The 25,612-nt window shown below is 38.7% G+C and carries 24 protein-coding genes and 1 pseudogene; 5 read left to right on the top strand and 20 right to left on the bottom strand.

Annotation, left to right across the window (positions count from 1 at the left end; translation table 11 throughout):
• Positions 1-60: 60 nt before the first annotated feature.
• From gatY to DVB69_RS04660, 9 genes are all read right to left on the bottom strand, one after another.
• Positions 61-918 carry a tagatose-bisphosphate aldolase subunit GatY gene (gene gatY / locus DVB69_RS04700; RefSeq protein ID WP_116017033.1) on the bottom strand — a complete coding sequence of 286 codons (858 nt, stop codon included), beginning with the start codon at positions 916-918 and terminating at the stop codon, positions 61-63.
• An 80-nt stretch (positions 919-998) separates the two neighbouring features.
• Complete coding sequence (locus DVB69_RS04695) at positions 999-2,168, bottom strand: SIS domain-containing protein (RefSeq protein ID WP_116017031.1); 1,170 nt, start codon at positions 2,166-2,168, stop codon at positions 999-1,001.
• Between the two features lie 93 nt (positions 2,169-2,261).
• The gene (locus DVB69_RS04690; RefSeq protein ID WP_233505316.1) at positions 2,262-2,978 is read right to left on the bottom strand and encodes a GntR family transcriptional regulator; all 717 of its coding nucleotides are present in this window, start codon (positions 2,976-2,978) and stop codon (positions 2,262-2,264) included.
• A gap of 103 nt (positions 2,979-3,081) precedes the next feature.
• Complete coding sequence (locus DVB69_RS04685; RefSeq protein WP_158541022.1) at positions 3,082-4,044, bottom strand: ROK family protein; 963 nt, start codon at positions 4,042-4,044, stop codon at positions 3,082-3,084.
• Complete coding sequence (locus DVB69_RS04680; protein ID WP_116017027.1) at positions 3,987-4,979, bottom strand: LacI family DNA-binding transcriptional regulator; 993 nt, start codon at positions 4,977-4,979, stop codon at positions 3,987-3,989. Before DVB69_RS04680 ends, DVB69_RS04685 begins: the two co-directional genes overlap by 58 nt.
• A 90-nt stretch (positions 4,980-5,069) precedes the next feature.
• A complete protein-coding gene (locus tag DVB69_RS04675; protein WP_116017025.1) occupies positions 5,070-6,812 on the bottom strand; it encodes a glycoside hydrolase family 35 protein in 1,743 nt (580 codons plus the stop codon).
• Between the two features lie 23 nt (positions 6,813-6,835).
• The gene (locus tag DVB69_RS04670) at positions 6,836-7,684 is read right to left on the bottom strand and encodes a carbohydrate ABC transporter permease (protein WP_116017023.1); all 849 of its coding nucleotides are present in this window, start codon (positions 7,682-7,684) and stop codon (positions 6,836-6,838) included.
• A 15-nt stretch (positions 7,685-7,699) separates the two neighbouring features.
• A complete protein-coding gene (locus DVB69_RS04665) occupies positions 7,700-8,581 on the bottom strand; it encodes a carbohydrate ABC transporter permease (RefSeq protein WP_199562799.1) in 882 nt (293 codons plus the stop codon).
• Between the two features lie 109 nt (positions 8,582-8,690).
• Entirely contained in the window at positions 8,691-10,058 is a 1,368-nt protein-coding gene (locus tag DVB69_RS04660; protein WP_233505315.1) for a carbohydrate ABC transporter substrate-binding protein, read from the bottom strand.
• A gap of 445 nt (positions 10,059-10,503) precedes the next feature.
• Between DVB69_RS04660 and DVB69_RS04655 the strand changes: the two genes are divergently transcribed.
• The 4 genes from DVB69_RS04655 to DVB69_RS04640 are packed head-to-tail and all read left to right on the top strand — an operon-like array spanning position 10,504 to position 15,212.
• Positions 10,504-11,682 carry a galactokinase gene (locus tag DVB69_RS04655; protein ID WP_116017019.1) on the top strand — a complete coding sequence of 393 codons (1,179 nt, stop codon included), beginning with the start codon at positions 10,504-10,506 and terminating at the stop codon, positions 11,680-11,682.
• The gene (gene galE / locus DVB69_RS04650) at positions 11,683-12,687 is read left to right on the top strand and encodes a UDP-glucose 4-epimerase GalE (RefSeq protein WP_116017017.1); all 1,005 of its coding nucleotides are present in this window, start codon (positions 11,683-11,685) and stop codon (positions 12,685-12,687) included. It abuts the gene before it with no gap.
• A complete protein-coding gene (gene galT, locus DVB69_RS04645) occupies positions 12,684-14,174 on the top strand; it encodes a UDP-glucose--hexose-1-phosphate uridylyltransferase (protein ID WP_116017015.1) in 1,491 nt (496 codons plus the stop codon). The genes galE and galT overlap by 4 nt, the downstream gene beginning before the upstream one ends.
• Entirely contained in the window at positions 14,175-15,212 is a 1,038-nt protein-coding gene (locus DVB69_RS04640) for an aldose epimerase family protein (RefSeq protein WP_116017013.1), read from the top strand. It abuts the gene before it with no gap.
• A 358-nt stretch (positions 15,213-15,570) separates the two neighbouring features.
• Here the strand turns inward: DVB69_RS04640 and DVB69_RS04630 are convergent, their stop codons facing one another.
• The 5 genes and pseudogenes from DVB69_RS04630 to DVB69_RS04610 all read right to left on the bottom strand — a co-directional run bounded on the left by DVB69_RS04630 (position 15,571) and on the right by DVB69_RS04610 (position 19,323).
• On the bottom strand, positions 15,571-15,840 hold the full coding sequence (locus DVB69_RS04630; RefSeq protein WP_116017009.1) for a hypothetical protein: 270 nt from the start codon (positions 15,838-15,840) through the stop codon (positions 15,571-15,573).
• A gap of 718 nt (positions 15,841-16,558) precedes the next feature.
• Complete coding sequence (locus tag DVB69_RS04625; RefSeq protein ID WP_116017007.1) at positions 16,559-16,786, bottom strand: hypothetical protein; 228 nt, start codon at positions 16,784-16,786, stop codon at positions 16,559-16,561.
• 117 nt (positions 16,787-16,903) lie between these two features.
• The gene (locus DVB69_RS04620; RefSeq protein WP_116017005.1) at positions 16,904-17,230 is read right to left on the bottom strand and encodes a hypothetical protein; all 327 of its coding nucleotides are present in this window, start codon (positions 17,228-17,230) and stop codon (positions 16,904-16,906) included.
• A 117-nt stretch (positions 17,231-17,347) separates the two neighbouring features.
• The gene (locus tag DVB69_RS04615) at positions 17,348-17,623 is read right to left on the bottom strand and encodes a hypothetical protein (RefSeq protein ID WP_116017003.1); all 276 of its coding nucleotides are present in this window, start codon (positions 17,621-17,623) and stop codon (positions 17,348-17,350) included.
• A gap of 244 nt (positions 17,624-17,867) precedes the next feature.
• A pseudogene (locus tag DVB69_RS04610) lies at positions 17,868-19,323 on the bottom strand (IS1182 family transposase).
• A 20-nt stretch (positions 19,324-19,343) separates the two neighbouring features.
• Between DVB69_RS04610 and DVB69_RS17505 the strand changes: the two are divergent.
• Positions 19,344-19,505 (top strand): hypothetical protein, encoded by a 162-nt coding sequence (locus DVB69_RS17505; RefSeq protein ID WP_158541021.1) that lies wholly within the window; start codon positions 19,344-19,346, stop codon positions 19,503-19,505.
• 311 nt (positions 19,506-19,816) lie between these two features.
• On the opposite strand, the gene DVB69_RS04600 is transcribed toward DVB69_RS17505, so the two are convergent.
• From DVB69_RS04600 to DVB69_RS04575, 6 genes are all read right to left on the bottom strand, one after another.
• Positions 19,817-20,041, bottom strand: coding sequence for a hypothetical protein (locus tag DVB69_RS04600; RefSeq protein WP_116016999.1), 225 nt, complete (start codon positions 20,039-20,041; stop codon positions 19,817-19,819).
• A gap of 185 nt (positions 20,042-20,226) precedes the next feature.
• Positions 20,227-21,177: a ribonuclease Z gene (rnz, locus tag DVB69_RS04595; RefSeq protein WP_116016997.1), complete on the bottom strand. Its 951-nt coding sequence runs from the start codon at positions 21,175-21,177 to the stop codon at positions 20,227-20,229.
• A gap of 16 nt (positions 21,178-21,193) precedes the next feature.
• A complete protein-coding gene (locus DVB69_RS04590; protein ID WP_116016995.1) occupies positions 21,194-22,378 on the bottom strand; it encodes a DNA polymerase IV in 1,185 nt (394 codons plus the stop codon).
• 57 nt (positions 22,379-22,435) lie between these two features.
• Positions 22,436-22,912 (bottom strand): chemotaxis protein CheW, encoded by a 477-nt coding sequence (locus tag DVB69_RS04585; RefSeq protein ID WP_116016993.1) that lies wholly within the window; start codon positions 22,910-22,912, stop codon positions 22,436-22,438.
• 1 nt (position 22,913) lies between these two features.
• Positions 22,914-24,050 carry a M20/M25/M40 family metallo-hydrolase gene (locus DVB69_RS04580; RefSeq protein ID WP_116016991.1) on the bottom strand — a complete coding sequence of 379 codons (1,137 nt, stop codon included), beginning with the start codon at positions 24,048-24,050 and terminating at the stop codon, positions 22,914-22,916.
• Between the two features lie 13 nt (positions 24,051-24,063).
• Complete coding sequence (locus tag DVB69_RS04575; protein ID WP_116016989.1) at positions 24,064-25,611, bottom strand: acyl-CoA carboxylase subunit beta; 1,548 nt, start codon at positions 25,609-25,611, stop codon at positions 24,064-24,066.
• Position 25,612: the final 1 nt, after the last annotated feature.

Here is a 25,612-nt window from a genome sequence, read left to right as displayed (position 1 = left end):
GCCCGCCTTTACAAGATAGTTAAATGGAGTGAGAACACTGTCCCACCCCATTCAGTCTTATTATGCTCTGCCGTCACTCATACACATTATAATTTTTTCTTTAACTACTGCTTCCATTGCTGCTTTGGCAGGGCTCATATACTTTCTAGTATCTGTCTCATTTGGATTGGCTACTAGAAAACTACGTAACGCATCAGAAAATGGAATCTTAAGTTCCGTAGATATATTAACCTTCGCACATCCCAAAGCGATGCATTTCCGCACATCTTCTTTAGAAATACCCGAAGCACCATGTAATACCAGTGGAATCTCCACTAAATCTTTTATTTTTTCAAGGCGGTCAAAATCAAGGTTAGGCTCAGTTTCGTATACCCCATGACCTGTGCCAATCGCTACTGCAAGTGAGTCAATTCCAGTTCGCTCCACAAACTCTTGTACAGTATCAGGATCTGTATAAGCCGCATCTGCTGCTTCGACTATCAAATCATCTTCTTGCCCTACTAACTTACCAAGTTCTGCCTCAACAGTTGCACCGAAGCGATGTGCTTGTTCAACCACTTCTTTACAAATAGCAATATTATTTTCAAACGTTTCATGAGATCCATCTACCATAACAGACTTTACACCTAACTCTAGTGATTCCACTATGGAAGCAATGGTTTCATGATGATCCAGATGTAACGCAACGGGTACACCGCTTGTCTTTGCAGCTATTTCTGCAATTGCTTGAATATATTCACGCCCGCCATATACCATCGTACCGGGAGTTGCAGCTAGAATTACTGGTGATTTTAAATCGGCCGCAGCCTTTACGACTACTTGGATTGTTTCCAGATTGTGTATATTAAATGCAGGCACGGCATATCCTTCCCGTCTTGCTTTAATTAACATTTCTTTCGTATTTTGAACGTATCCCATCACATTTCCTCCTTTTTTCACGCTAGCAGTTTCCACGATTCATTCAGATGTACCGATAATTTCACAATTAAATGGTATTTTTAATAGTCGTAGATGGTTACTCCTTTAACCACGCGGCTAATCGCACCATCCGGACTCGGGTTATCTGGAGTAATACCTAATTGAATTGATTTTTTTAAAGCTAATGTCTGTGCAAACATGACATACAAAACAGCAAGGCTAAAGTCGTCTGCAAGTGGCTTTGACCCTGGGTTTACAGGTATTGTCCAATCCGCTAATTGCTCGACTTCTTCATCATAAGATTCAGTTAATACAACGATTTTCATATCAGATTTTGCTGCTGCTAACTCACGTAAAATATCCATGTCGTACTTTCTTGTATAAGGATCTTGAGACATAAATAATGCGACAACTGATTTATCATTCAAAATTGATTTGGGACCATGACGGAATCCAAGTGAAGATTCATGAATTGCGACAACTTGACCGCCTGATAGTTCCAGCATTTTCAGTGCAGCTTCATGTGCTAACTGGGCAAGCGTACCAGACCCTAAATAAACAATTCGTTCAAAATCAAATCCGAGGACGTCATCGACTGAATCCCCGAGCTGTTCTGCAAATAACTCAGCACTTGCAATTACTTGCGCAGCAATTTCTTCTGTGAAAATATTTTCTGTAAATAATGCATAGGCCGCCGTGAGCATACTGGTGAAACTGCTTGTCATAGCTAATGACTGGTCATTCGCTTTTTCAGGCATCAGCAACGTTATACTATTCGCATCACCTTTAATATTTTCAGCTAACTGGCCCTCTTTATTGCATGTAATGACCACTTGATAGAGATCCTTGATGATTTTTTGTGCAAGTGTCACCGTTGCCACACTTTCAGGGCTATTACCCGAGCGGGCAAAGGATACTAAGATAGTAGGTATATCTCTAAATAGATACGCAGTTGGATTTGAAACAATATCTGTAGTAGCAATTGATTCAAACTGAATGTTGCGTTGATTATGTTTAGCTAGCTCTGGTACTAGCGTATCCCCTACAAAAGCAGATGTTCCCGCCCCAGTTAAAATGACACGCACATGTTTATGCTTGTTGTGGATAGCAGTCAAAAACTCCTTATAACTATCTTGCTGATTAAAGAATTCTTCTGCCAGTTCCCTCCACACAGCTGGTTGGTGATGTATTTCTCTTGTCGTATGATTTGAATTCGTTGCCCTTATTTCTTCCTCAGTTAGATTAAACAAATTTACGCCTCCATTTTTTAAATTTCATCACATCTGGTAATGTTGTCATAACCAGCTGAATTGCAGAAACTATATTTATACTCATTTCCGATGTCAGCTCAATTCCACTGTATAGTCAAATTTATCCCCGCGAACAACACTTATCGTATATTCAATTAATTCCCTTTTATGAAACGCGTTACGCTTAATCAACATACATGGCTGATGTGTGGACATTTTTAAAAATTTTGCTTCTGTCTCACGAACTGAAATGGCTGAAAAGTTTTCCACTGCTTTCGAAACAGATACTTGGTAGTCCTGATAAAAAACATCATACATGGGTCTTTCCATAAAATCTTTTTTGGTTAATTCCGGGAATATTTTCTTCGGTAAGTAGGATGTTTCAAATATAAGAGGTTCATCATTCGCAAAACGTAACCGAATTACTTGGAACACCCTATCAAAAGGATCCAAATTCATATTGGCTGCTAAACGTTCATCCGCTGCAATCTCATTAAACCCAAGTACATGCGTAGCAGGAACCTTGCCCAGCTTCTTCATTTCTTCTGTAAAGCTATAAAGTTTCACTAAATGCTGATTAATTGTATGGGGTGCTACAAAAGTTCCTTTTCCATGAAGTTTATAAATATAGCCTTCAAGTGCCAGTTCTTGCAGCGCCTGTCTAACAGTAATACGACTCATACTATAAATCTCACATAACTCACGTTCAGATGGTAATTTTTCATGTTCTGTGTAGTCCTGCTGATCAATTTTCATGATTAACTTATCCATCAATTGTAAATACAAAGGGATTTTACTTACTTTATTCAACTCTTAAAATACACCTCACGAACTTTAATAATTTTAAGCACGCCAGCGGGCTATTATCGTCAGATACTTCTTTAAGATACCTTTGTCGAATGTAACGTATTAATCAGACCGTGCCCATCGCTTTCATAGCTACACCATATAGCCCTGAAGTTGCTTTTAGTGAACTTGGCTCAATTCTTTCAAGCCAGTTTTGTTGAAGAGGATGTTCACATAACTTTCCGTAATGTTCTTTTATTCGCTCAAAGAATTTTTCTTGATTATTAATTACGCCTCCTCCTACTACGATTACAGAAGGATCCAGTGTTGCGGTTAGATTAAAAATGGCAATGGCCAGCTGATAGGTTCGTTCATCAAAAAACCGATCTAACTCCTCATCTCCTTGCTCCCAGCGTGCAAAAGCATCTGCCAATGAAAGGTCCTCGCAGAGTTCAGCGATTTCCCTTTCCATCGCTGAACCTGATGCATACGTTTCGAGTACATACTCTTTATTAATTGGGAAAAATCCAATTTCACCGGCAAGACCAAGTCCTTTTAGCGGTTTCCCGCGGTGAATGATACTTGCACAGATTCCTGTGCTCACCGTGATGTAAACAAATAATTCTTCAGTCATGTTCCTGACCGACCACTCCCCTATTGCCGCGGAGATAACATCATGTTCGAAAGCGAGTTGACACAATGGAAATTCCTCGGCTAACAATTTGCCAAGCGGGAAATTAGTCCATGGTAAATTATTTTGGTATATAGCAAAACCTGTTTCTGTATTTAATTGACCTGGGATAGCTACGCCAAGTAGACTAATTTGCTCTTTTGTAAGTTTCGCCTGTTCAATTGCTTCATAGATACATTTTAATAAAGAATGATACATAGCTGTTGCATCCGACGTGTCACTTTCATTTTTGACATTAGAAAGCCATGTTCCCTCACTATTTATGACTCCTGAAGAAATTTTGGTTCCTCCAATATCCACAGCTACTATGTATTGCAATTTTTCACCCTCTTTACTAAAAGTTACTTTCTTACGCTTTGACGAATAACAAGTTTTGTTGCTATAAATACTTTCTTGCAAATTTTCCTGCCTTCTAATCTTTCCACTAATGTATCGACAGCCGTTTCACCCATAACTTCTGTGTATACTTTAACCGTGCTTAATGCAGGATACATATATTTCGACACTGAAATATCATTTATGCCAATAAGGCTTACACGATCTGGAATTGCTATACCCGCTTCATGTAAGGCTTTTAAACAACCAATCGCCAAAACATCACTACTTATGAAAAAAGCAGTCGGTAAATCATCTCCCAGATTTTCAATAGCCGTTTTCATTAAGTTATAGCCATCTTCAACTGAATAGGAACCGATAAATACGTAGCGATCATCATATATCCCCATATCTTGTGTATAGGACTTAAATGTTTTCTCTCGCAAGTCTTCAATCGAATCTTCATGACCTTTCAGCTGTTCGTTCCCGCCAATATAGCCAATTTCACTATGGTTAGTAGAATGGAAATAATCAATGACTTTCTTGGTTGCCTTTTCAAAGTCAATTACTATGGAATCATATTGATCCTCGTTTGGACTATAATCTACAAAAACTACCTTTGAATTAATTGCTGTAAGCGCATTTACCTGTGAGTCAGCAAATTTACCTACGGCGATTATCCCCTCTATTTCGGCTGGGTTTATATCTTTAATATTGTCGTAAAAATATACCTTCGGTGTAATGCCGATTTCTTTACATCTTTGTTCAATCCCAAACCTGACAGAGAGGTAGTAGATGTCATTCAATTCTTCTTTTTGTGTATACCAATGAACTACGGCTATATTTTGCTCAACATATTTCTTTGTCGATTTTTTGCGATAAGATAGTTCTTCGGCAGCTTCAAATATACGTTTCTTAGTTTCATCTGCGACAGACAAACTCATATCGTAATTCAACACTCTTGATACTGTTGCAGGGGACACCCCTGCTTTTTCTGCGATGTCTTTAATAGTTGCCATTCCCAATCACCTTTTCTAATTATACAAAAGTCATTTTTATTAATTATATAATTATAGATTGATTGAATGATTGGATAACAGCCCCATCATTCAACCTAATTTATGTGTATCAATTAAGTTAACTTCCAAATTTTCTGTTCCATGTAATTCAAATACAACAATTTCGTTAACTCCTTTTTTCAGCAGCGGTCCAGGCAAGTACAGCGTTTCCTGAGGTCCGATTTCCCAATAACGACCTAAGTTGAAACCATTTACTACGACAAACCCTTTTGTCCAGCCTGGCAATTCAACAAATGTATCGCCTATTTCATTTACATGGAAAGATCCTTTGTAAAAAGCAGGTCCACCATTACTCTTTCGCTGGTCATCAAATGTTAAATTTTGCAGATTATCCATAGGTAACGGGTACATTGTCCAGTCGAATAAAAATTGCCGTTCAAATCTTACACCCTCCGTTATCCCTTTAGGGTCAATCATTTTCGGACCATAATTGATACGGCCCATGTTTTCGACTACAATGTCTAACTTGATGCCTTCCTTAGGCACTGCAAGTGAGATTGAGTTGTTTTCCCATCGGTCAATGACACCCCTATACTCGTTATCTGCAAATACAAGAGCGCGGTCACGAACTTCTTGAATCGTCAATTCCGCTGATTCCCTTGGGCCTGTAATATACGTTCGATAGAGTGTAAATCCATAATCCTGTCCCAGCTTCTCCATTTTCTCCGGATTAGCCCTCTGGATTGGTTGGCTAAGTAAATCCAGTGATGAAAATAACGATACGGATTCATTCATTGTAACTGTTCCGTAATTCATTTTAGGAATCGGAGCAGGTAATTTCAATTCTCCAATGTCTTTGTGGTTTGCAATTGCTTTTCGTACTTCATGAAACTTGGGAGTGATATCACCAGTTTCACTTACAGGACAGTCATAATCATAACTTGTAACTGTTGGCTGGTATTTCTCATCATAGTTAGCTCCATTATAGAAACCAAAGTTCGTTCCGCCATGGAACATATAGAAATTTACGGAATCTCCACGTTTCAGCATTTCTACAAATGTATCAGCAGTTTCGCCTGGATCCCTTTCATGGTGTTCTTCGCCCCAATGATCAAACCAGCCATTCCAAAATTCCATAACAATATTCGGTGTATTGGGGAAATACTCCTGTAACTTTTCAAAAGCTTCCTTGGGTTTCGAACCGAAATTAACTGTGGCCAGTACTCCCTCAATCGTTCCCCCTTGGAGCATTATGTCTTCAGGGCCATCAGATGTAAAGAGTTGAACATCCATACCTCTTTTAATCATAGCTTCTTTAATGTAATTCAGATATTTTTTATCATTACCGAAACTGCCATATTCATTTTCGATTTGCATAGCAATAATTGGGCCGCCGTTTGTTTTTAATAACGGCTTTAATTTTGCTAATAACACGTCAAAATAGCGATCCACTTTATCTAAATAAGGTTCATAATAAGATCTGAACCTCATATTATCATCGGAAAGCAGCCACGACGGTAAACCGCCAAATTCCCATTCTGCGCATATATAGGGGCTTGGCCGAACAATCACATGTAACCCAAGTCGTTCAGCTATTCTTATAAATTCTTCAATATTGGCAATCCCATTGAAATTATAAACGCCTTCTTTCGGTTCATGTAAGTTCCAGGGTACATACGTTTCGACACAATTAAATCCACAGGCCTTCAGTTTCAACAAACGATCTTCCCAATACTCGGGTACTACTCTAAAGTAATGAATTGAACCTGAAATAAGTTGTATCGGTTCTTCATTTAATAGTAACTCATTTCCTTCAACTTTTAATATAGACATTGCTAAACTCCTTTATTTGTAATTTACCCTTTAAGTCCCCCCATTGACATACCTTCAGTTAACTTTTTCTGAGTTAACGCGTACAAAGTAATTGTCGGCAGCAATACAAGGACCAATCCAGCAAATAATGCAGCCCAATCTGTTGCGAAGCGTTGAACTTCCATTAAATTTGCCAATCCAACTGGGATAGTTTTCTTTGCATCACTTGAAATTAACACGAGAGCCAGCGCGTATTCATTCCAAAATGTGAAAAAGTTGAAAATGATAACAGTTAATATACCTGGTTTAGCAAGCGGCACAATAATACTGATAAGCGTTCTAAAATAACCACTGCCATCAATAAATGCCGACTCTTCAAATTCTTTAGGGATCGATCTCATAAATCCTGTTAATAAGTATATGGAGAATGGTAAAGCTCCCGCAGCATAAACCAGACTTAACCAAAAACGATTATCTAGCAGATGCAGATTATTCATCATCAAAAATAATGGAATCATAATATAAACAGGCTGAATAAACAACCCCGCCATATAAAAGTTATGCAAAACCTTACGACCTTTAAAGTCAAATCTTGATAATGCGTAAGCAGTCGGGATAACCAATATTAACAAAAGCAACATGGATAATCCTGTAACCAAGAAAGAGTTTATGATAAAACCGCCCATGTTTGACTCCTTAAATGCACGTGTAAAATTTGCAAACTGAGGGATGGCTGGTATCCCCCAAGGGCTTGTCATGATTTCTTTATTCGTTTTGAATGATGCCAGTAAGTTCCATACAAACGGATAAACAAATATAAATGTTGCCGCTAATAAGACAATCCTTAATATGAGTCTTGAACTTTTTTGTTTTATCCCTTTACTTTTGCTCATCTTGCCACCTCCATACTAGTGCGCTTCCCGTTCAGTTATTTTGTTACTAATAAATGACAGTACTAACGAAACGGAGAAGACGATAACCGCAATTGCCATCGCATAGCCGAAGTTTGCATTAACAAAGGCTTGTTTGTACATATATGTCAGTGCGACTTGCGATGCATTATTCGGTCCGCCAGCTGTCATGACGATAACGATAACAAAACTGATATTCAGGACACCATTAATACTGAAAATAATGGTGATTCGAATAATCTCCCAGAGCATTGGTATTGTGATCTTGAAAAATTGCTGGACTGCATTCGCTCCGTCCAAAGAAGCAGCTTCATAGAGTTCTCTTGGAACACCATCCATCCCTGCGAGATACATGACCATGTAATAACCGACAGCCTGCCAGACCATAACAAGTGCAATTGCCCATAGAACTGTATCTTTGCTGCCTAACCACGTTAAAGCAAACTGATTTAACCCCATCCAATTTAGCACTTCATTAATAATCCCCATATTCGGATGATAAATAAATGCCCAAAGGATTCCGATAACAACAAAAGATAGAATACTTGGGAAAAAGAAAATCGTCCGATATAAATGTTTTTCTCTAAGGTCGCCAAAAGATAAAATGGAAGCAAAGATTAGTGATAAAAACAATGTAATGGCTGGGACAACCAACATAAGAAATCCTGTATTTTTCATGGATTGAATGAAGATATCGTCTTTAAATAATTCAACAAAGTTAGCCAGTCCGACAAACTCTTCATTTGAACCGAAACCAGAGCTGCTATACAAAGATTTGATAAAAACTTGTGTTACAGGATAAAGAATAAATATTGAAAATATCGCTAATGTCGGCAGGATACAAAACAATATAAATAATGTACGATCTTTATTTTTCAAGATAGACACCTACTTTCATAACTTAATAACTTTTATGTATGTTCATTTTAGAACTATTCCTCTAATCTTTTGCTAGATTAGAGGAATAGTGTTCATGAAGTGGATACTTTTATTTTTTGTCTTCTACTTTTTGATAGACTTCGTACATTTTATCTGCCCATTCTTGAACCGTCATTTCTTTGTTCATAACACTTGCAGCTTGGTCAAATAATACTTCACGCGGGTCAACGTTAACGCCCGATGGTACAGGGGCAAAGTTACCTGACATTGAGTACATGCCTGATTCAACTGCTTTAAAAACATTATAAGTTGATTCTGACAAGTAATCTGCGACAATATCTGAACCGCCTACTACCGCCATCGCTGCTTTTGTCAGTTCACCATTCAACTTCACACTTTCTTCTGAATACATAAAGCGTAAAAATTCCTTTGCAAGTTCTGGATTTGCAGCAGCCTTAGGAATATACATTTGCTCCATAGAACTCAATGCCAAAATAGGTTCATCCGCAGTGAAACTAGGAACTCCAAGGAAACCAAATTCAAATTCATCTTCACGAGGTGCTTCAGCCATTTCTCCTTCGAACCAGTTGCCATTCGGAATAAACATAGCTTTACCTTGCATAAATGATGTCTGTGATTGTGTATGATCGAGTGCAACTGTTCCATTCATAAGTGCATTATCTTCATTTGCAATCTTCTCAAAAATACCCAACGCCTCTAAAGCTGTTTCTGTTTTCCAGAATTCCGGATCATAGTTCAACATTTGATCGAGAGCCTCTTGACCTCCAAGTGAATAAACAGCAGGGATAAGAATTTCTTCTAAATAACCTGGCACAGTCCCCTGATATGTGAATAATGCCCGATCATTTTCTTTCGCTACAGAATTTAAAGCAAATAATTCATCCCATGTTTTTGGTGTTTCAATCCCTTTGTCATCAAATAATGTTTTGTTATACCACAGACCCATTACATTATAGTTATAAGGAGCCATATAGATTTTACCGTCATCGTAAGGCGCCATGTAAACTGATTCCAAAACGCCTGGTAAGATTTTATCTTTCAAAGGAACTTCTTCATCATAAGCATTACCGTCGAATAGATCAGTTAAATCCGTGAAACCTTGTTCTTTAATTAACCCCTGAGTGACACCAGAAGGATCCGTTTGATTTAAATAAACAACATCGGGTGGATTACCCGCAATAATTTTAGGTCTAATCAATTCACCAATGTCAGGATTGGCAGTTACGTTAACCGTTGTACCAGGATTTGCTTTCTCGAAATTTTCAGCGAGCTGCTTCCAAAACGCATCTCCATAGCCACCCTGGAAAACAGCAACTTCCAGCACTTGATTTTTACCAGCAGACTCCTTACCGCTATCCGCTGAATCTTTACCAGCTTCCTCATCATCACTGCAACCTACTAAAGCTAACACTAGTACTGCCATCAGCAAAAAGAACTTCCACAAATTTGATTTCACATTAACACTCTCCTTTTTCATGTGTTAAATCTCACTGTCCTCTTATTTCTTCTGTATGTAATCTCACCTCCCTAGATAATCAGTAATTCTAATCATTTTGAATGCGCTTTCATTTTCTTCTCAAAAAACAGTAAATGTCTTAGTAAAACTAATTAGTAAAACATTTACCTCAGTAGCTGAATATTACCATATGAACTACTATTCTGTCTATACAGAAAACTAAGTAATAGCAGTTACTCATAGAAAATCTCTAAAGTACGCTGTTAATAAACTAATCGCTAAACGTTTACTATAACTTTTCTGACTTTCTACTAACATACTCCCCGTTCTATTTAATTAGTAATTGTCTTGCATCATTGGTTGAACAAGTTTGAAGATTCATGAAAGGTGGTGTATACTCCAGTTAATTAAATTAACTTACTAACTTTATCGAGGAGGATTTCCATTGACAGTAGATTTATTCAAGGAGTTTGATAACGTATTTACAGCTATTGATAAGCTGCGCATCTTTTTTGCACCCGGCCGCATTAACTTAATTGGCGAGCATACAGATTACAATCAGGGACATGTATTTCCCGCAGCCATCTCCTTTGGAACATATGCGATTGCTCAAAAACGCCAAGATAAAAAGTTATGTTTTTATTCATTAAACTTTCCTGAGACTGGAATAATTGAATGTGATCTTAATGATTTATCCTATAAACAAGAACATGGCTGGGCAAACTTCCCTAAAGGTATGATCTCGTATATTGAAGAAAGTACAATTCCACTTCCAACAGGAATGGATATTTTATTTTATGGAGACATTCCAAACGGTGCGGGTCTCTCCTCTTCTGCCTCCATTGAAATGGTCACAGGGGTGTTAGTTGATGGATTATTCGATTTACATATTGATCGGCACGACCTGATTTTGCTCGGTCAAAAAGTAGAAAATAAATATATCGGCGTAAATAGCGGTATTATGGATCAATTTGCAATCGGCAAAGGAAAAAAAGATCATGGTATTTTATTAAATTGCCAAACATTAGACTATAAATATGCACCAATTCAGCTGGATAACTATTCAATTATTATTATCAACACTAACATACAACGGATATTGGCAGCCTCAAAATATAATGAACGCCGTGCTCAATGTGAACAGGCTTTATCAGACTTACAAATTGTACTTTCACTAGAAAGCCTGGGGAATCTAACGATAGGACAATTTGAACAGCATAAACATGTGATCCAAAATAAAGTAAACGAAAAGCGTGCGAAACATGTTGTCTTTGAAAATAGCCGAACACTTGAAGCTTTTAAACAGCTAGAGAAAGGTAATTTAAATGCATTTGGACTTTTAATGAATGAGTCACACCAATCACTTCAATCCGATTATGAAGTGACTGGACTTGAGTTAGATACCATTGTACACACAGCATGGGGACATCCCGGAGTTCTGGGTGCACGTATGACTGGGGCTGGTTTTGGGGGTTGTGCAATTGCACTTGTTGAAAAGAATCAAGTTACCCAATTTAAACAACAGATCCGTGAGGTATACCACAAAAAAACAGGAAATGAAGCTTCATTTTACATCGCTGCAATTGGTGACGGTGCTAAAGAAATTACTGAAGGAGTGATATAAATGAGCGTATTAGTTTTAGGAGGAGCAGGTTATATTGGTTCACATGCGGTACATCAACTTATCGACCAACAAACAAAAGTGATTGTTATTGATAATCTTCAAACAGGACATCAAGATGCGATTCATCCGCAAGCTGTTTTCTATGAAGGCGATATTAAAGATATCACCTTCATGCGTCACGTATTTAGAAATGAATCGATTGATGCTGTCTTTCATTTCGCTGCCAATTCCCTTGTTGGTGAATCCGTAGAGAAACCATTAGAGTACTTTGACAACAATGTCTACGGTACTCAAGTTTTACTGCAAGTTATGAAAGAATTTGATTTGAAGAAGATTGTTTTTTCCTCCTCGGCTGCGACATATGGAGAGCCTGAAGATGTTCCAATTACTGAAGATATGTCCACAAATCCTTCAAGCCCATATGGAGAAACAAAGTTAATGATGGAAAAGATAATGAAATGGTGCGATATTGCTTATGGAATCCGTTATGTCGCCTTGCGTTATTTCAACGTAGCGGGTGCCCGCAGAAGTGGAATAATTGGTGAAGACCATCAGCCCGAAACACACTTAGTACCAATCATTCTTCAAGCTGCTCTTGGTCAACGCGATCACATCACTATTTTCGGCGATAATTACGATACAGCAGATGGTACTTGTATACGGGATTATATTCATGTAGAAGATTTGATTGAGGCACACATTTTAGCTCTTGATCATTTAAATAAAGGCGGACGAAGTGAAACTTTCAATCTAGGAAGCAACCAAGGATTTTCAGTAAAAGAAATGATTGAAGCCGCCCATACCGTGACAGGTAAAGAAATATCTGTGAAAACGGGTGAACGACGAGCGGGAGACCCAAGTATATTAATCGCAAGCTCTAAAAAAGCAACTGCCCTTCTCGGCTGGAAACCAACAAGAACATCCATTGAAACTATTATACAAGATGCATGGAATTGGCATGCGAATCATCCAAATGGCTATCTAAAGGATGTGACGCCTAAATGATTTTCCAACTAATTTCAGGTCTTGTACAACAAGGAATTCAAGTAAAGCTCATTGATTTGACAGATGAGATCTATGTGACCAACCGCTTACTTTCCTTGCTGAATCTTGAAGCCTTGCCTGCAGAAAGTCAAGTGCCCATTGTGGATACGATTCCAAACATACTTGAAGAAGTCATTGCTTATGCTGTAGATCATCATGTTATCGAAGATGTTTTTGATGATCGAGAAATATTAGCTGCCAACATCATGAATTGTTTTGTAGCAAGACCTTCTGTCATAAATAGAATCTTTCAAGAAAAGTACAGTCAATCCCCTCAGCATGCAACAGATTACTTTTATGAATTAAGTAAAAATAGCAACTATATTCAATTGAACAGAATCGAAAAAAACATACAATTTAAAACAAAAACGGTATATGGTGAAATGGATATTACCATTAATATGTCTAAACCTGAAAAAGATCCTGAACAAATAAAGAGGGAAAGCCAATTACAGCATAAGATTGACTATCCAAAATGCCTGCTATGTATTGAAAATGTCGGCTATGAGGGTCGTATAGGATATCCTGCCCGTGCAAATCATCGTGTCATCAAAATACCACTTGCTAAAGAAAATTGGTATTTACAATATTCCCCTTATGTTTATTACAACGAACATAGTATTTTACTAGCTGAACAGCACCGGAATATGAAAGTTACTAGAGATACCTTTGTGCGATTACTTACCTTTATAGAAAAGTTCCCGCATTATTTTATTGGCTCTAATGCAGATCTGCCTATCGTCGGCGGTTCCATTTTAAGTCATGACCATTATCAAGCAGGCAGATATGAATTCCCAATGACGAATGCTGCAACAGCAATGTCTTTTACACTAGAACAATTTACTCGTGTATCTGCGGCTGTATTGAATTGGCCTCTTTCAACTATTCGTTTGCAAAGTATTGACACAGAAGAATTAATACAAGCGGCTGACCATATTCTAACTACCTGGAAGAACTATGATGATGAACAGGTATCTATCAAAGCATTTACAGGTAATACACCTCATAATACGATTACACCAATTGCCCGTATGCGTGATGGACAATTTGAACTCGATCTTGTATTACGTAATAATCGCACAACTGCTGAACATCCACTTGGGATTTTCCATCCGCACGCGGATGTTCATCATATTAAAAAAGAAAATATCGGGTTGATTGAAGTGATGGGTCTTGCAGTACTTCCTGCACGACTAAAGGATGAATTGGCTGACATCAAGAATTTCTTGCAAAACCAATCGAACACAGTCCCTTCTTATCATCAACCATGGGCAGATGAACTAAAAGAGAAGTATGGATTGATACAAGATACAATACAACTTGAATTGATTTTAGAAAAAGAACTTGGTGATAAGTTCGCTAAAGTACTTAGTGATGCCGGAGTGTTTAAAGATTTCCAAGCATATGAATGCTTTATCTATACATTGAATCATAAGGCGGCAACTTAAATGAAAATCACTACTCAAAAAGTCGTAAATGGCTGGCAATTATACACCCTTACTAATGAGCATAAAATGAGTGTTAGCATACTAGATTATGGTGGTATCATTACTGAGATAAATGTCCCAGATCGCCATAACAATCTTAAAAACGTTGTACTTGGATTTAAAAACTATGCTGATTATGAACATAATCTAAACTTTTTAGGGGCTTTAGTTGGACGTGTTGCAGGCAGAATACAAGATGCTCGCCTAACCATTCAAGGGCTTACGTATGAATTAGATGTTAATGAAGGAACTCACCATATCCATGGGGGCTCGAATGGATTCCATCAACTCATTTGGGCATCCACTCCCTTTCAAACGGAAGAAGCGGTTGGCGTTATTTTGAGGCATACAAGCCCGGATGGTGAAGGTGGTTATCCAGGGACAGTAGATGTTACGGTTACGTATACTTTAACGAATAATAATGAACTACAGATTGATTATGACGCTACATCAGATAAAAAAACTGCCTTGACGTTAACAAATCATTCATATTTTAATTTGTCGGGCAACCCTGCAACAGCTATAGATCAACATCATGTTACCGTTAATAGTGATGCAATTATAGAGCTGGATAAAGATCTTATCGCAACAGGTAAGATGCTTGACGTAACGAATACTCCATTTGATTTTAGAAAAGGTCGTCTCCTTGCTGATGGCATTCAATCCACTTTCCCGCAAAATATAATTGCAAGTCATGGATATGATCACTATTTCTTGTTCAATGATGAACACCGTGGTTCTATACAGGTAAGAGATGATATAAGTGGAAGAGTTTTATCGATTAACACCACTCACCCCGGTGTTGTAATGTATACAGCTAACTGTCTTGATGAAGGACTAGAGTTAACAGGTGGTCCATCAATTAAATACGGTGGTGTGTGTTTCGAGACACAAGCCTCCCCTGCTTCATTACAATATGAAAACTTACCAACCATTTTATTGGATGCACATGTCCCATATGAAAAACAAACAGTATTCACATTTTTTGTAGCTGAATAATTATGGCAGTAATTGTATTTCTAACCCGATTATTCAATCGTACAAAATAAATTAAACACTAAAAAAGTCTTAATTCACATATGAATTAGGACTCTTCCTTTTCTACTTATCAACCATTAAGATTAAACCATAGCTGATTTAGATATGCGATTAGCATTCCCATCAACATAGTTACAAAATGTGTTAAAGCTACTGACAATTTGTATGTTAAAAGTTCAATAATATATTTTGCTATCTTCATAAAAAAGGATCTGAAAAGTCCTTCTCGAATTTCTAGTGCTACAATCGCCCCCCTATTGCTCGGAGTCATTGTATTATAAATTTCAACCTGACTCATACCCAATTATTTTGAAAGTATTTAATCACTTGTTCTAATTTGATACGAAGAAACTAATACATTATCAACAAAGACTTTACAGTGGATACTAAAAAAACCTCCTAGAGTTACTTTTATGCTCTTTGATTCATTTCCTTTATTCCTAATACTCCCATTTAAAGTCCCTCTAAATGCTAAGCCTAAATTTTCATCTTGCAATTCTCCATCTACATACAACTTCTCGCCGGTAAACCATCTATTCTCAACTTGTATTCGATGACCGTCATATATAGCTTCAAATACCTTCTTCATTCCGTCACTCCTTGTATCAGTATTTGTCCGATTGTATAAAAGTTACTTATTCTGCTTTTACATCCAACAACTATATCACTTTGCTTTTTTTCCTTAATTTGTATACGGATGAATGCCCTATAGGTTTCATTCAATGAATTGGCCCATTTGATGAAAACGGGCACGATCCTTATTGAAGAATCGCCCCCGATGGTTTTAATAAAGAGCGAATTATTTTTATTTTATCTTTAAAACCATTCGAGATATCCCATAAATAATTACAGCAAAAATCACAAACCACACAAAAAACGGTGTAAGAGTAAAAAAGGTTTCCATGTAAAGCCATCCCCCTCTTCTAATTTGTGTTTTATTTAAATTCGTCAAAGTACCATTAATTAACTTTTGATAATACAACTACCTGGCCCTATTCTGGTACAACACTGTACTATTTATATCCCTCGATTAAAGAAGATTTCCGTTTATTTACGATACCTATTCTTTGTCGTCTATGTACTTTCTAATCTCATCTATCTTTTTGTCCATTTCGTCTAATTTAGCTTTCGTATGTTTAATAAAATCGACGACTTTTGAGATTAAGTAAATGATGATAATAAAGATTATGATATCTACTCCAAAATCAACAGCACTCATACCTTCCCACCTCTTTTCTTATAAGATTATTCTATGCAACTAGCTGGCCCGATTGAAGCACAAACCTTATACGAGAAATAGGCCCCCTTTAGGTGAAGAAAATGTAAATCGAGGCAGAAAGTGCAATAGCGGTTGCAATAAAGTAAATAGCAGCATTTTTCTTTCGCTTCAGCTTCAATGCAAATAAACCAGAGTATAACATCATAGCCGCTACAATTAAAAACATGTAAGGAGAAAAACTATTTATACCAGTAATAAGGGCCCAAATTGCAACTAAAACCACAAAAACAAAAAGAACGCCTTTCATAATTCTCACCCAAAACCCCTCCTGTACAAGCAACACGATTCATATTCAATAAACTAACTGTTGTACCATTAAAGCCCCTGTTTCCGGACTATTGAAAAACGCATTTCTATAAAATAAACCTGAAAATCAATTTGATATTCCTGTATATTTAGGAGCTTTGGGAGTGATTCCAAATTTGGCTATTAAGATAACCATAAGAAATATAAAGCAACTAGCACTAGTACCATTACTTGTGATCATGCTTGATTTAGCAGCTGATACATTTAATACATATGAAACCAAAAACCCTGCAAATGAAATACACGTTAAATAATTACCAAATAATGTTCGTTTGTAGTTAGCTGTTTTGTTAGCCTTACGAATACTTAATGTATGTTGAATTTGTTTAACTAAACCATATGAAAATCCAATAACCAGTAATGCAACTACAGTAAAACCAATTCCCACGTTCATTTTTTCACCCACTCCTTTTTTTACATTTAACCTGGTTTATCAAATAACCTAGACCGTTTGAAGGGTAGCTGCTTTCCAACAACTGCCCCGAATGTAGTATAGCTACTTTTTACTTTCCTATATTTCTCCACTGAATACTGCAAAATGGAATACAACATATAAAACACCTAATGCCATAAAAATTAATGCAATATATTTCATAAACCCTTTTTCCTTCTTTAGAAAAGCGATAATGCCGAGTGAAACTCCTGTTAAATAAGTAACAAAACCAATGGGTATAGCTAACATAGACCACGTTCCAAATGTGATATTAAAAGGAGGGAAAATCATATAAGCAATAAAAATTCCAACTGCGATTAGAATGATAGAGTACCTACTATACTTCTTTTCCAATTCTCAAATCCTCCTTAGTTAGCAATACGGCCCGTTTAATGTATCTCAAGAATCCTTTATAAACTACCACATCATTATACCAGAGATATCCATAAAACCTTTCTGAAAAATAAAAAAAGCACCGCCCAATGCGATGTGGCCACTGAAAAACTTACGTTTTTTAAGCTAGCAAGTTGTAAGAACAAAAAAGAGGCACCATTTCGTTCAATTTTGAACAAAATGGTGCCTCTTCCTTTAGTTTTTATTACTTCGCTTCCTTCATTAAGGTGATAATCCGTTTCAGATTGACTGCGAAAATCGATATGGCTCCTTGCATCTGCATTTCAAATAGACCCTGGTATGTGGCAACATCATACCCGTGTCGATTTTTCAATTCACTATTTTTCGCTTCGATTTTGTAGCGAGATTTCGCTTTCTCCTTAAATTCCTCACTATTTTGAAATGCTTCTTGTTCCTCGTGTTCTGTTGACTTAATGGAGACAGAATAGGTCTTGCTTTTCGCTCCTTCTTTATAACAGCCTTCGCGGAGTGGACAAACCTTACACTTTTCTACGTCAAAATAATACGTTTGCAGCTTATTGGTCCTGAGTTTTTTCGTTCCGGTCCGTGCTTTGCGAATGGCCATATGCCCCGCTTTACAGACGTACATGCCGGCATCTTTATTAAATTCAAATTCCTCTTCTTTTGTTCGGGTGCCCTGCGTGATAAAAGGATGTAATTTAGAAACCAATTGAAGCTCATTTTCTTTTGCATACTGAATATTATTTTTTCCTGAATACGCGGCATCTCCAATGACCGTATCGATTTCCATTCCTTTGTTCTGACTCTTCACGATTAATTCCTGTAGATATTTACCATCACTTTTCTCGCCAGTTGTGACAATCGCAGCCGTAATCAGGCGTTCGTCGTTCATTGCAATATGGGTTTTATAACCAAAGAAAGAGGTGTCCGCTGTTTTATGTCCGACTCGGGCATCTCGATCGGCTGAGAACGTAAGCCCTTCTTCATAATCCTCGACAACTTCCTTCAACACATTCAATTTTTCCTGAACAGCAGGAATTCGCGCAATCTGTTCTTCCTTTTCAATGACTGAGATAACTTCTCGGCAATAATCTAGTTCATCTTCCACTTCGTCAGAGTTAGTCTTCTCAGGAAACTTTTCTCTCATCGAATCATCAATTTGATAGACTGCTTTTCGTACATTTTTCGATTTCTCCGTTAGAAATTCCTTCGGTGATTTTTGGTTATAACGTGATTTCGTATGGGTGGCATCCACAATCATGTTTTTACTTTTAATCAGGCTCTTTTCCAGTGCAATCTCGATCGTCTTACAAATGAGCATGTCCAACCTCATCTTGAAGACGGAGTCTACGGAATTTTGTTAATGAACTAGGGTCGATCATACCTTCTTCCGGTGCCATGTCCAAAAAATATTTAAAGGACATATCATACCTTGAACGGTCTACTATATCTACATCCGATAAATCGAAGATTGATTTTAGCAGGAGGTATTTGAACATGCGAATCGGTGGCACGGCATTGCGTCCGTTCACCAGGCAATACTTACTTTTTAATTCCTCTAGAATGAATGTGAAATCAACCAGTTCATTAATTTGACGAAGCATATTGTCCGCAGGGACAGCAAGATCGTAGATAGCCATATAAGGACTGAGTTGTAAGGTTTCTTGGTTAGAGATCATTGGGACACCACCTGAATGTAATGCATTTATTATACAACAAACGTAAAGAGCTCATTACCCGTTTCACGGATGATGAGCTCTTTATTTTTCAATTAGAAGGTTTTGACTGTCTAATGATGAATGACGAACCCCCGTTGATTGGAGCAGAAGGCGGCGACTCCGGAGGGATCAGCGAAGATTGAAGACCCCGCAGAAGCGAAGCGACGAGGAGGCTGAAATCGAGCCCCTCGGAAAGCGTCCGCCTGGAGCGCAAATCAACAGTCTCCCACGCTTAACCAACTATTAATGGACTTTTTCAGTGGCCTCCAATGCGATGCTGAACAATGTTTTAAATTGATGTTAATTCATTGCTAATTTCATTTTTTCACCTTTCAGCTGAATCGTTTATTCTTAAAGGAATTAAAGGTCTTACGAATACAGTTGAATTTATGTCACTAGGTCACGAGGTTCTGGTTTTATCCAACCCTTTATTTTCATAGTCTCTTGACTGCTTCTAATAGAGTCGATTTTGTCCCTGACAAGGAGGGAACCCATTTATATCCTGAATTATATTGAAATCGTACTTTTTTAAAGCAAATTGCGATTGATATAAGTATTCAATTACATGAAGTTGCCCATTAGTGACCTCGCATAAAACCCCTGATGTGCCTTGCCCATTCGTCAATGAAATTCCAACAGGTTGATGGATTAAAGATCCTATTTTATAAAACCATTGCATAGTCATCGCCTCCTATAACATCTTATTATTAATGGAGGCTTTTAGTGTTTGTTTCTCTGCTGGAAGACTTGAACCTAGTGTACCTTCTACATGGCATGGTCACCATTTCGTTATCAAAGAAAGTGTTTCTTCAGCAGGAACTTAGTGGTTAAAATGATGGTGTTAAAATTACTTAAACCTATTAATTATTTCTTGAAATTACTTTCAATGACTTCCCCATTGTGAAGAGAATACTGAGCAAAGTCACTTGCTACAAAGACGTTCGGGAATATTTCTTGTCCTTCTTTCTTAAACGCATCGATGTCCCCAGGAAGAAAGCGGGAACTAATATGTGTCGCGACGAGCGCTTTAGCTCCAGCTGTTTTCACAATTTCTGCAGCCTGTTGAATAGTTGAATGCCCAAAGTCTTTTGCTAGTTGGCCCGTTTCTTCGTTGAATGTCGCTTCATGCACGACAAGATCGGCGGCATTTGAGAGTTCCACTGACGCCTCGCAAACACTGGTGTCCCCTAGAATCGTGACAACAAATCCTGGCTTAGGCTCGCCAATGACAGAGGCGCTTGTAACAATTTTCCCATCTTCTAATATAACATCGCTCCCGTTTTTGAGTAGCTGAAGAAGCGGACCTTTCGGCACACCGGCTTCCGTCGCTTTGTCGATCAATAGCTTCCCTTGTAACGGCTTTTGTACAATCCTAAATCCATAGCATAGGACGACATGGGATAGCTCACGCGCAGTTATAATATAATCATCATCTTCAAATACAACACCTTCTTTAATCTCGTGAATCCTTAAAGGGTATGTAAGATGCGTTTTCGTCAAACGTAATGTCGTGGAGATCCACTCTTCAATTCCTACAGGACCATAAATATCTAAGGGACTATCTCCCCCTAGAAATGAGCGGGAGCCGATAAATCCTGGGATACCAAATAAGTGATCTCCGTGTAAATGGGTGATAAACATCTTGCTCACTTTTCGCGGTTTTAACGTTGTGTGAAGCATTTGATGTTGGGTCGCTTCTCCGCAGTCAAACATCCAGTAACCGCGCTCTTCGGAAGACAAATTCAAAATAATTGAAGTCGTATTACGCAATTTTGAAGGCATTCCTGCCCCGGTACCCAAAAACTGCAAATCCATAATAAATTCCTCCTTCCTATTGTTTTCCTTTATGAATCGTACCTGGACCAAATCGATCATTCATTCGAGAAACTAGTTTTTGCATGGACACTTCTTTATCATGACGCTCGTAATTATCGAAAGATAGCTGTTCGTGCAATTCTTCAAATGGAATGACATTAGACACTGTAATCCCCAAGAGTCGAATTGGCTCTCCGTCCCAATGAAGACGAAACAATTGCGCGGCTTCTGTATAAATCTCTTGCCCACGATACAGCGGATTCAAGACCGTTTTACTTCTAGATTGGTTCCGCCAAGCTGCAGTTCGGATTTGAATAGAAAGGACTGTGCCAGCAAGCTGTTTAGCTTCCAACCGACTAGCCACTTTTTCAGCGAGTTTTTGAAAGACAGCTAGACAGGGTTCCAATTCAGTTTCATCAATCGCTAACGTTGTGGAACTTCCAACACTTTTACGTTCTGCGGATGCTTCAGGATCCACAATTCGATGATCTTCACCATTGGCACGCTCTTTTAATTTAAGTCCTCTCTTGCCAAGCGTCAATTTCATTTTCAAATCATCGGCCGTTGCTAGATCGCCGATAGTTTGAATTTTTGCTTGAGCAAGCTTTTCTGCACTGCTCTTACCAATACCATGCATCTCAATTACAGAAAGCGGCCACAAGATTTTCTCAACTTCACGTTTTCTTAGAATGGTGATCCCCATTGGTTTTTTCATATCGGAAGCAGTTTTAGCTAAAAATTTATTCGGAGCAATTCCAATTGAACAAGGTAAATCCAGTTCACGTAATATCCGTTCTTGCATATCCTTGGCAATCCCCAGTGCGTCCTCTAATCCGCCAATAGCTGTAATGTCGATATAAGCTTCGTCAATTGAGACCGGTTCCACTAACTCTGTATACGTCCTCAATATATCAAACACGGCCTGTGAAGCTTGTCGGTACTTTTCAAAGTCTGGTGGTACTAGGACAAGCTGAGGGCACACTCTTTTCGCTTCCCCCACAGTCATTGTCGTATAAACCCCAAATGCACGTGCTTCGTATGAGCACGTGACCAGGATTCCACGTCGTGCTTTAGGGTCGCCGGCAACAGCCAGTGCGAGTCCTTTCAAATCTGGATTATGAGCTTGTTCAACAGATGCAAAGAAACAATTCATATCCAAATGAAGAATGACTCGACGTTTGATGGGTTCTTTGCGATCCATGTACTCACCTCTCTAGCTGCAAGAAAAACCGGGCAGCGTACTCCCCGGTTTTAACAGTCATACATTCTCGGATACTTGTTGATCCACATAGTCAGTTATGTCATCCATTCCTGTAAGCGTATCTGAAAGAATTGTCGGATCAATCATCGTAATGACCCGATTTTCCAAATTAGCGACAGAAGAGAAATAAGGGGTCTTAGAATAGGCCATTAATCCTTTTGAAGTTAATGTATCCGCTGCAATATCAAGAATTTCTTTTGCTTCTAACACCAGTAATCCAAAGTAAACACCTTCCGTTTGGACAACGACAACCTTAGCATTCGGGTCATTTTTTGCAGAGTTTCCGTACAGAATTTGTTGAAAATCCAAAATAGGTACAAGCTCTCCGCGAATTTTCATTAATCCGAGAAGGTATTCAGGTAAATGCGGAATCGGATTCACTTTTTCCAACTCTTCAATGGACACCGTTTGTTCAACTGGAATGGCATATTCTTCATTGCCACATCGAACGACAATCGCTTTAGTGTTTTCCATATTACTGAACCTGCTTTCTTCGGTTCGTCACTGTACGCACAATTTCAAGCAGTAAATCTGCTAGTTTATTGAGCTCTTCTACAGGCATCCGTTCATTTTTCGTATGGATTTCTTCATAACCTACAGATAAGGTCACTGTCGGGAATCCATGCCCGTTAAAGATGTTCCCGTCACTGCCTCCACCACTCGTCTTCAATTCGGGTGTACGTCCAATAGCACGGATGGCTTCGGAAGCTACTTGAACCACTTCATCATTTTTGTCAAAATAGAATCCAGGAGACATGAGCTGAACATCGGTTTCAGCGGAGCCACCCATTTTTTCAGCAGTCTCGGCAAAGGCTTTTACCATATGCTCTGTTTGTGCTTGCAATTTTTCATAATTGATCGAACGCGCTTCTGATACAATGTTAACTTCATCACAAACAATATTCGTTGCTTGTCCACCAGAAAACATTCCGATGTTAGCAGTTGTTTCTGAGTCAATCCTGCCAAGTTTCATAGCTGCAACTGATTTTGCAGCAATTGTAATCGCGGAAACGCCTTTTTCCGGTTCAACTCCTGCATGTGCTGTACGGCCATGGATGACGGTCTTCAGTTTCGCATTATATGGTGCAGCTGTAACGATTCCGCCCACTTTCCCATCGCTGTCAACTGCGTAGCCGTATTTGGCCTTCATAAGAGTTCTATCAATTTCACGTGCTCCCACTAGACCGCTTTCTTCCCCTGCAGTAATGATGAATTGAAGGTCACCATGCGCTTCTCCACTCTCTTTAAGTGTTCGCATCATCTCGAACAACGCAGCTAGTCCTGCTTTGTCGTCTGAACCGAGAATCGTTTCACCAGCTGAATAGACATATCCATCTTCTTTTAAAACAGGTTCGATCCCAACACCAGGCGTGACGGTATCCATGTGACATGTAAAGTAAATTGGATCTGCTTCAGGAACTGAACCCTTCATCGTTGCGATTAAGTTCCCTGCACCGTGACCCGTACGTTCTTTTGAATCATCTTCAAAAACATCGAAACCCATTTTCTCCATTTTTTCTTTTAAAACGCCAACAATCTGTTCTTCATGTAGTGTTTCAGAGTCAATCTTCACTAGTTCAAAAAATTCTTCTAACATGCGTTCGTAATTCATGGAATCTCTCCTTTTATAACGGCATATTGCCGTGCTTCTTTTTCGGACGTTGTTCTTTTTTGTTTCTCATCATGTCAAGCGCTTGCACGAGTTTAATACGCGTTTCGCGTGGATCAATGACGTCATCGACCATTCCGTTTGCTGCAGCCGTGTATGGATTCGAGAACTTATCCCGATATTCTGCAATTTTTGCAGCTCGAGTTGCTTCAGGATCTTCACTTGCTGCAATGTCACGAGCAAATATGATGTTGGCAGCGCCTTCTGCGCCCATCACTGCAATTTCTGCGTTTGGCCAAGCGAATACCAGATCTGCACCTATGGCTTTTGAATTAAGTGCTACGTACGCTCCGCCAAACGCTTTCCGCAAGATCACTGTAATTTTTGGTACTGTCGCTTCCGAATACGAATACAATATTTTTGCACCATGACGAATTATCCCGCCATGCTCCTGTTTAACTCCTGGGAAGAATCCAGTTACATCTTCAAATGTAATCAGTGGGATGTTAAAGGAATCACAAGTCCGAATGAACCTTGAGATTTTATCGGACGAATCGATATCTAGCCCGCCTGCCATTACTTTTGGCTGATTGCAAACGAATCCAACTGCTTCTCCTTTTATCCTAGCGAATCCGACGACTGCATTACGCGCAAATTCTTTTTGAACTTCCATGAACGAATCTGCATCAGCAATTTGCTCGACAACTCTTCGAACATCATAGGGTCTGATTGTTTCAAATGGCACGACATCTGCCAAGTCCGGACGGTAATCTTCTTGCTCAGTTATCGGTTGAATCGGTGTTTTTTCTTCATTATTTTGTGGTAAGTACGTCAGTAACTGGCGGACTTCTTGAAGCACTGTCTGCTCATCAGGTCCTCGGAAGTGTGCATTTCCGCTAATTGTGTTATGCACTTTCGAGCCACCCAAGTCTTCGGATGAAATCTTTTCTCCCGTGACGGTTTCAATGACTTTCGGTCCTGTGATGAACATTTGGCTCGTCTCATCCGTCATAAATACGAAATCTGTAATTGCTGGTGAATAGACAGCTCCACCTGCACATGGACCTAAAATGACCGAAATCTGCGGGATGACTCCTGAGTAAATCGAGTTGCGATAGAAGATTTCGCCATATCCATCCAGAGAGACAACCCCCTCTTGAATACGGGCTCCCCCTGAATCATTGAGTCCAACAAATGGAGCTCCGTTTTTTGCCGCTAGATCCATGACGTTCGCAATTTTCATAGCGTGCATTTCACCAAGGGCTCCCCCGAAAACCGTAAAGTCTTGAGAGAATAAGTAAATTGGCCGACCGTTCACTTTCCCATACCCCGTAACAACACCATCACTAGGACCTTCCATCTTGTCCATTCCGAAATCACGAGTACGGTGAGCAACAAAAGGACTTAATTCTACGAAGGTACCTTCGTCTACAAGTAAATCGATCCGTTCACGCGCAGTTAGCTTTCCCTTTTCATGTTGGCGAGCAATGCGTTCATCGCCTCCACCTAGTTCAATCTTACGTTTTTTATCGTAAAGTTCGTTAATTTTATCGTAAATATCCACC

Origin of the sequence: Sporosarcina sp. BI001-red, assembly GCF_003384035.1 — a bacterium.
Taxonomy (GTDB): domain Bacteria; phylum Bacillota; class Bacilli; order Bacillales_A; family Planococcaceae; genus Sporosarcina.
The sequence above is the reverse complement of the archived record's forward strand: the minus strand, read 5'-3'. Positions and strand labels throughout refer to the sequence as shown.

Bases quoted from the DNA above. Each gene is read 5' to 3' on its own strand.
- DVB69_RS04585 (WP_116016993.1), bottom strand. From the start codon at position 22,912: ATGGAAAACACTAAAGCGATTGTCGTTCGATGTGGCAATGAAGAATAT.
- DVB69_RS04640 (WP_116017013.1), top strand. From the start codon at position 14,175: ATGAAAATCACTACTCAAAAAGTCGTAAATGGCTGGCAATTATACACC.
- galE (WP_116017017.1), top strand. From the start codon at position 11,683: ATGAGCGTATTAGTTTTAGGAGGAGCAGGTTATATTGGTTCACATGCG.
- DVB69_RS04620 (WP_116017005.1), bottom strand. From the start codon at position 17,230: ATGAACGTGGGAATTGGTTTTACTGTAGTTGCATTACTGGTTATTGGA.
- DVB69_RS04580 (WP_116016991.1), bottom strand. From the start codon at position 24,050: ATGAATTACGAACGCATGTTAGAAGAATTTTTTGAACTAGTGAAGATT.
- DVB69_RS04675 (WP_116017025.1), bottom strand. From the start codon at position 6,812: ATGTCTATATTAAAAGTTGAAGGAAATGAGTTACTATTAAATGAAGAA.
- DVB69_RS04670 (WP_116017023.1), bottom strand. From the start codon at position 7,684: ATGAGCAAAAGTAAAGGGATAAAACAAAAAAGTTCAAGACTCATATTA.
- DVB69_RS04590 (WP_116016995.1), bottom strand. From the start codon at position 22,378: ATGGATCGCAAAGAACCCATCAAACGTCGAGTCATTCTTCATTTGGAT.
- rnz (WP_116016997.1), bottom strand. From the start codon at position 21,177: ATGGATTTGCAGTTTTTGGGTACCGGGGCAGGAATGCCTTCAAAATTG.
- galT (WP_116017015.1), top strand. From the start codon at position 12,684: ATGATTTTCCAACTAATTTCAGGTCTTGTACAACAAGGAATTCAAGTA.
- DVB69_RS17505 (WP_158541021.1), top strand. From the start codon at position 19,344: ATGCATTTATTATACAACAAACGTAAAGAGCTCATTACCCGTTTCACG.
- DVB69_RS04630 (WP_116017009.1), bottom strand. From the start codon at position 15,840: ATGAAGAAGGTATTTGAAGCTATATATGACGGTCATCGAATACAAGTT.
- DVB69_RS04600 (WP_116016999.1), bottom strand. From the start codon at position 20,041: ATGCAATGGTTTTATAAAATAGGATCTTTAATCCATCAACCTGTTGGA.
- gatY (WP_116017033.1), bottom strand. From the start codon at position 918: ATGGGATACGTTCAAAATACGAAAGAAATGTTAATTAAAGCAAGACGG.
- DVB69_RS04680 (WP_116017027.1), bottom strand. From the start codon at position 4,979: ATGGCAACTATTAAAGACATCGCAGAAAAAGCAGGGGTGTCCCCTGCA.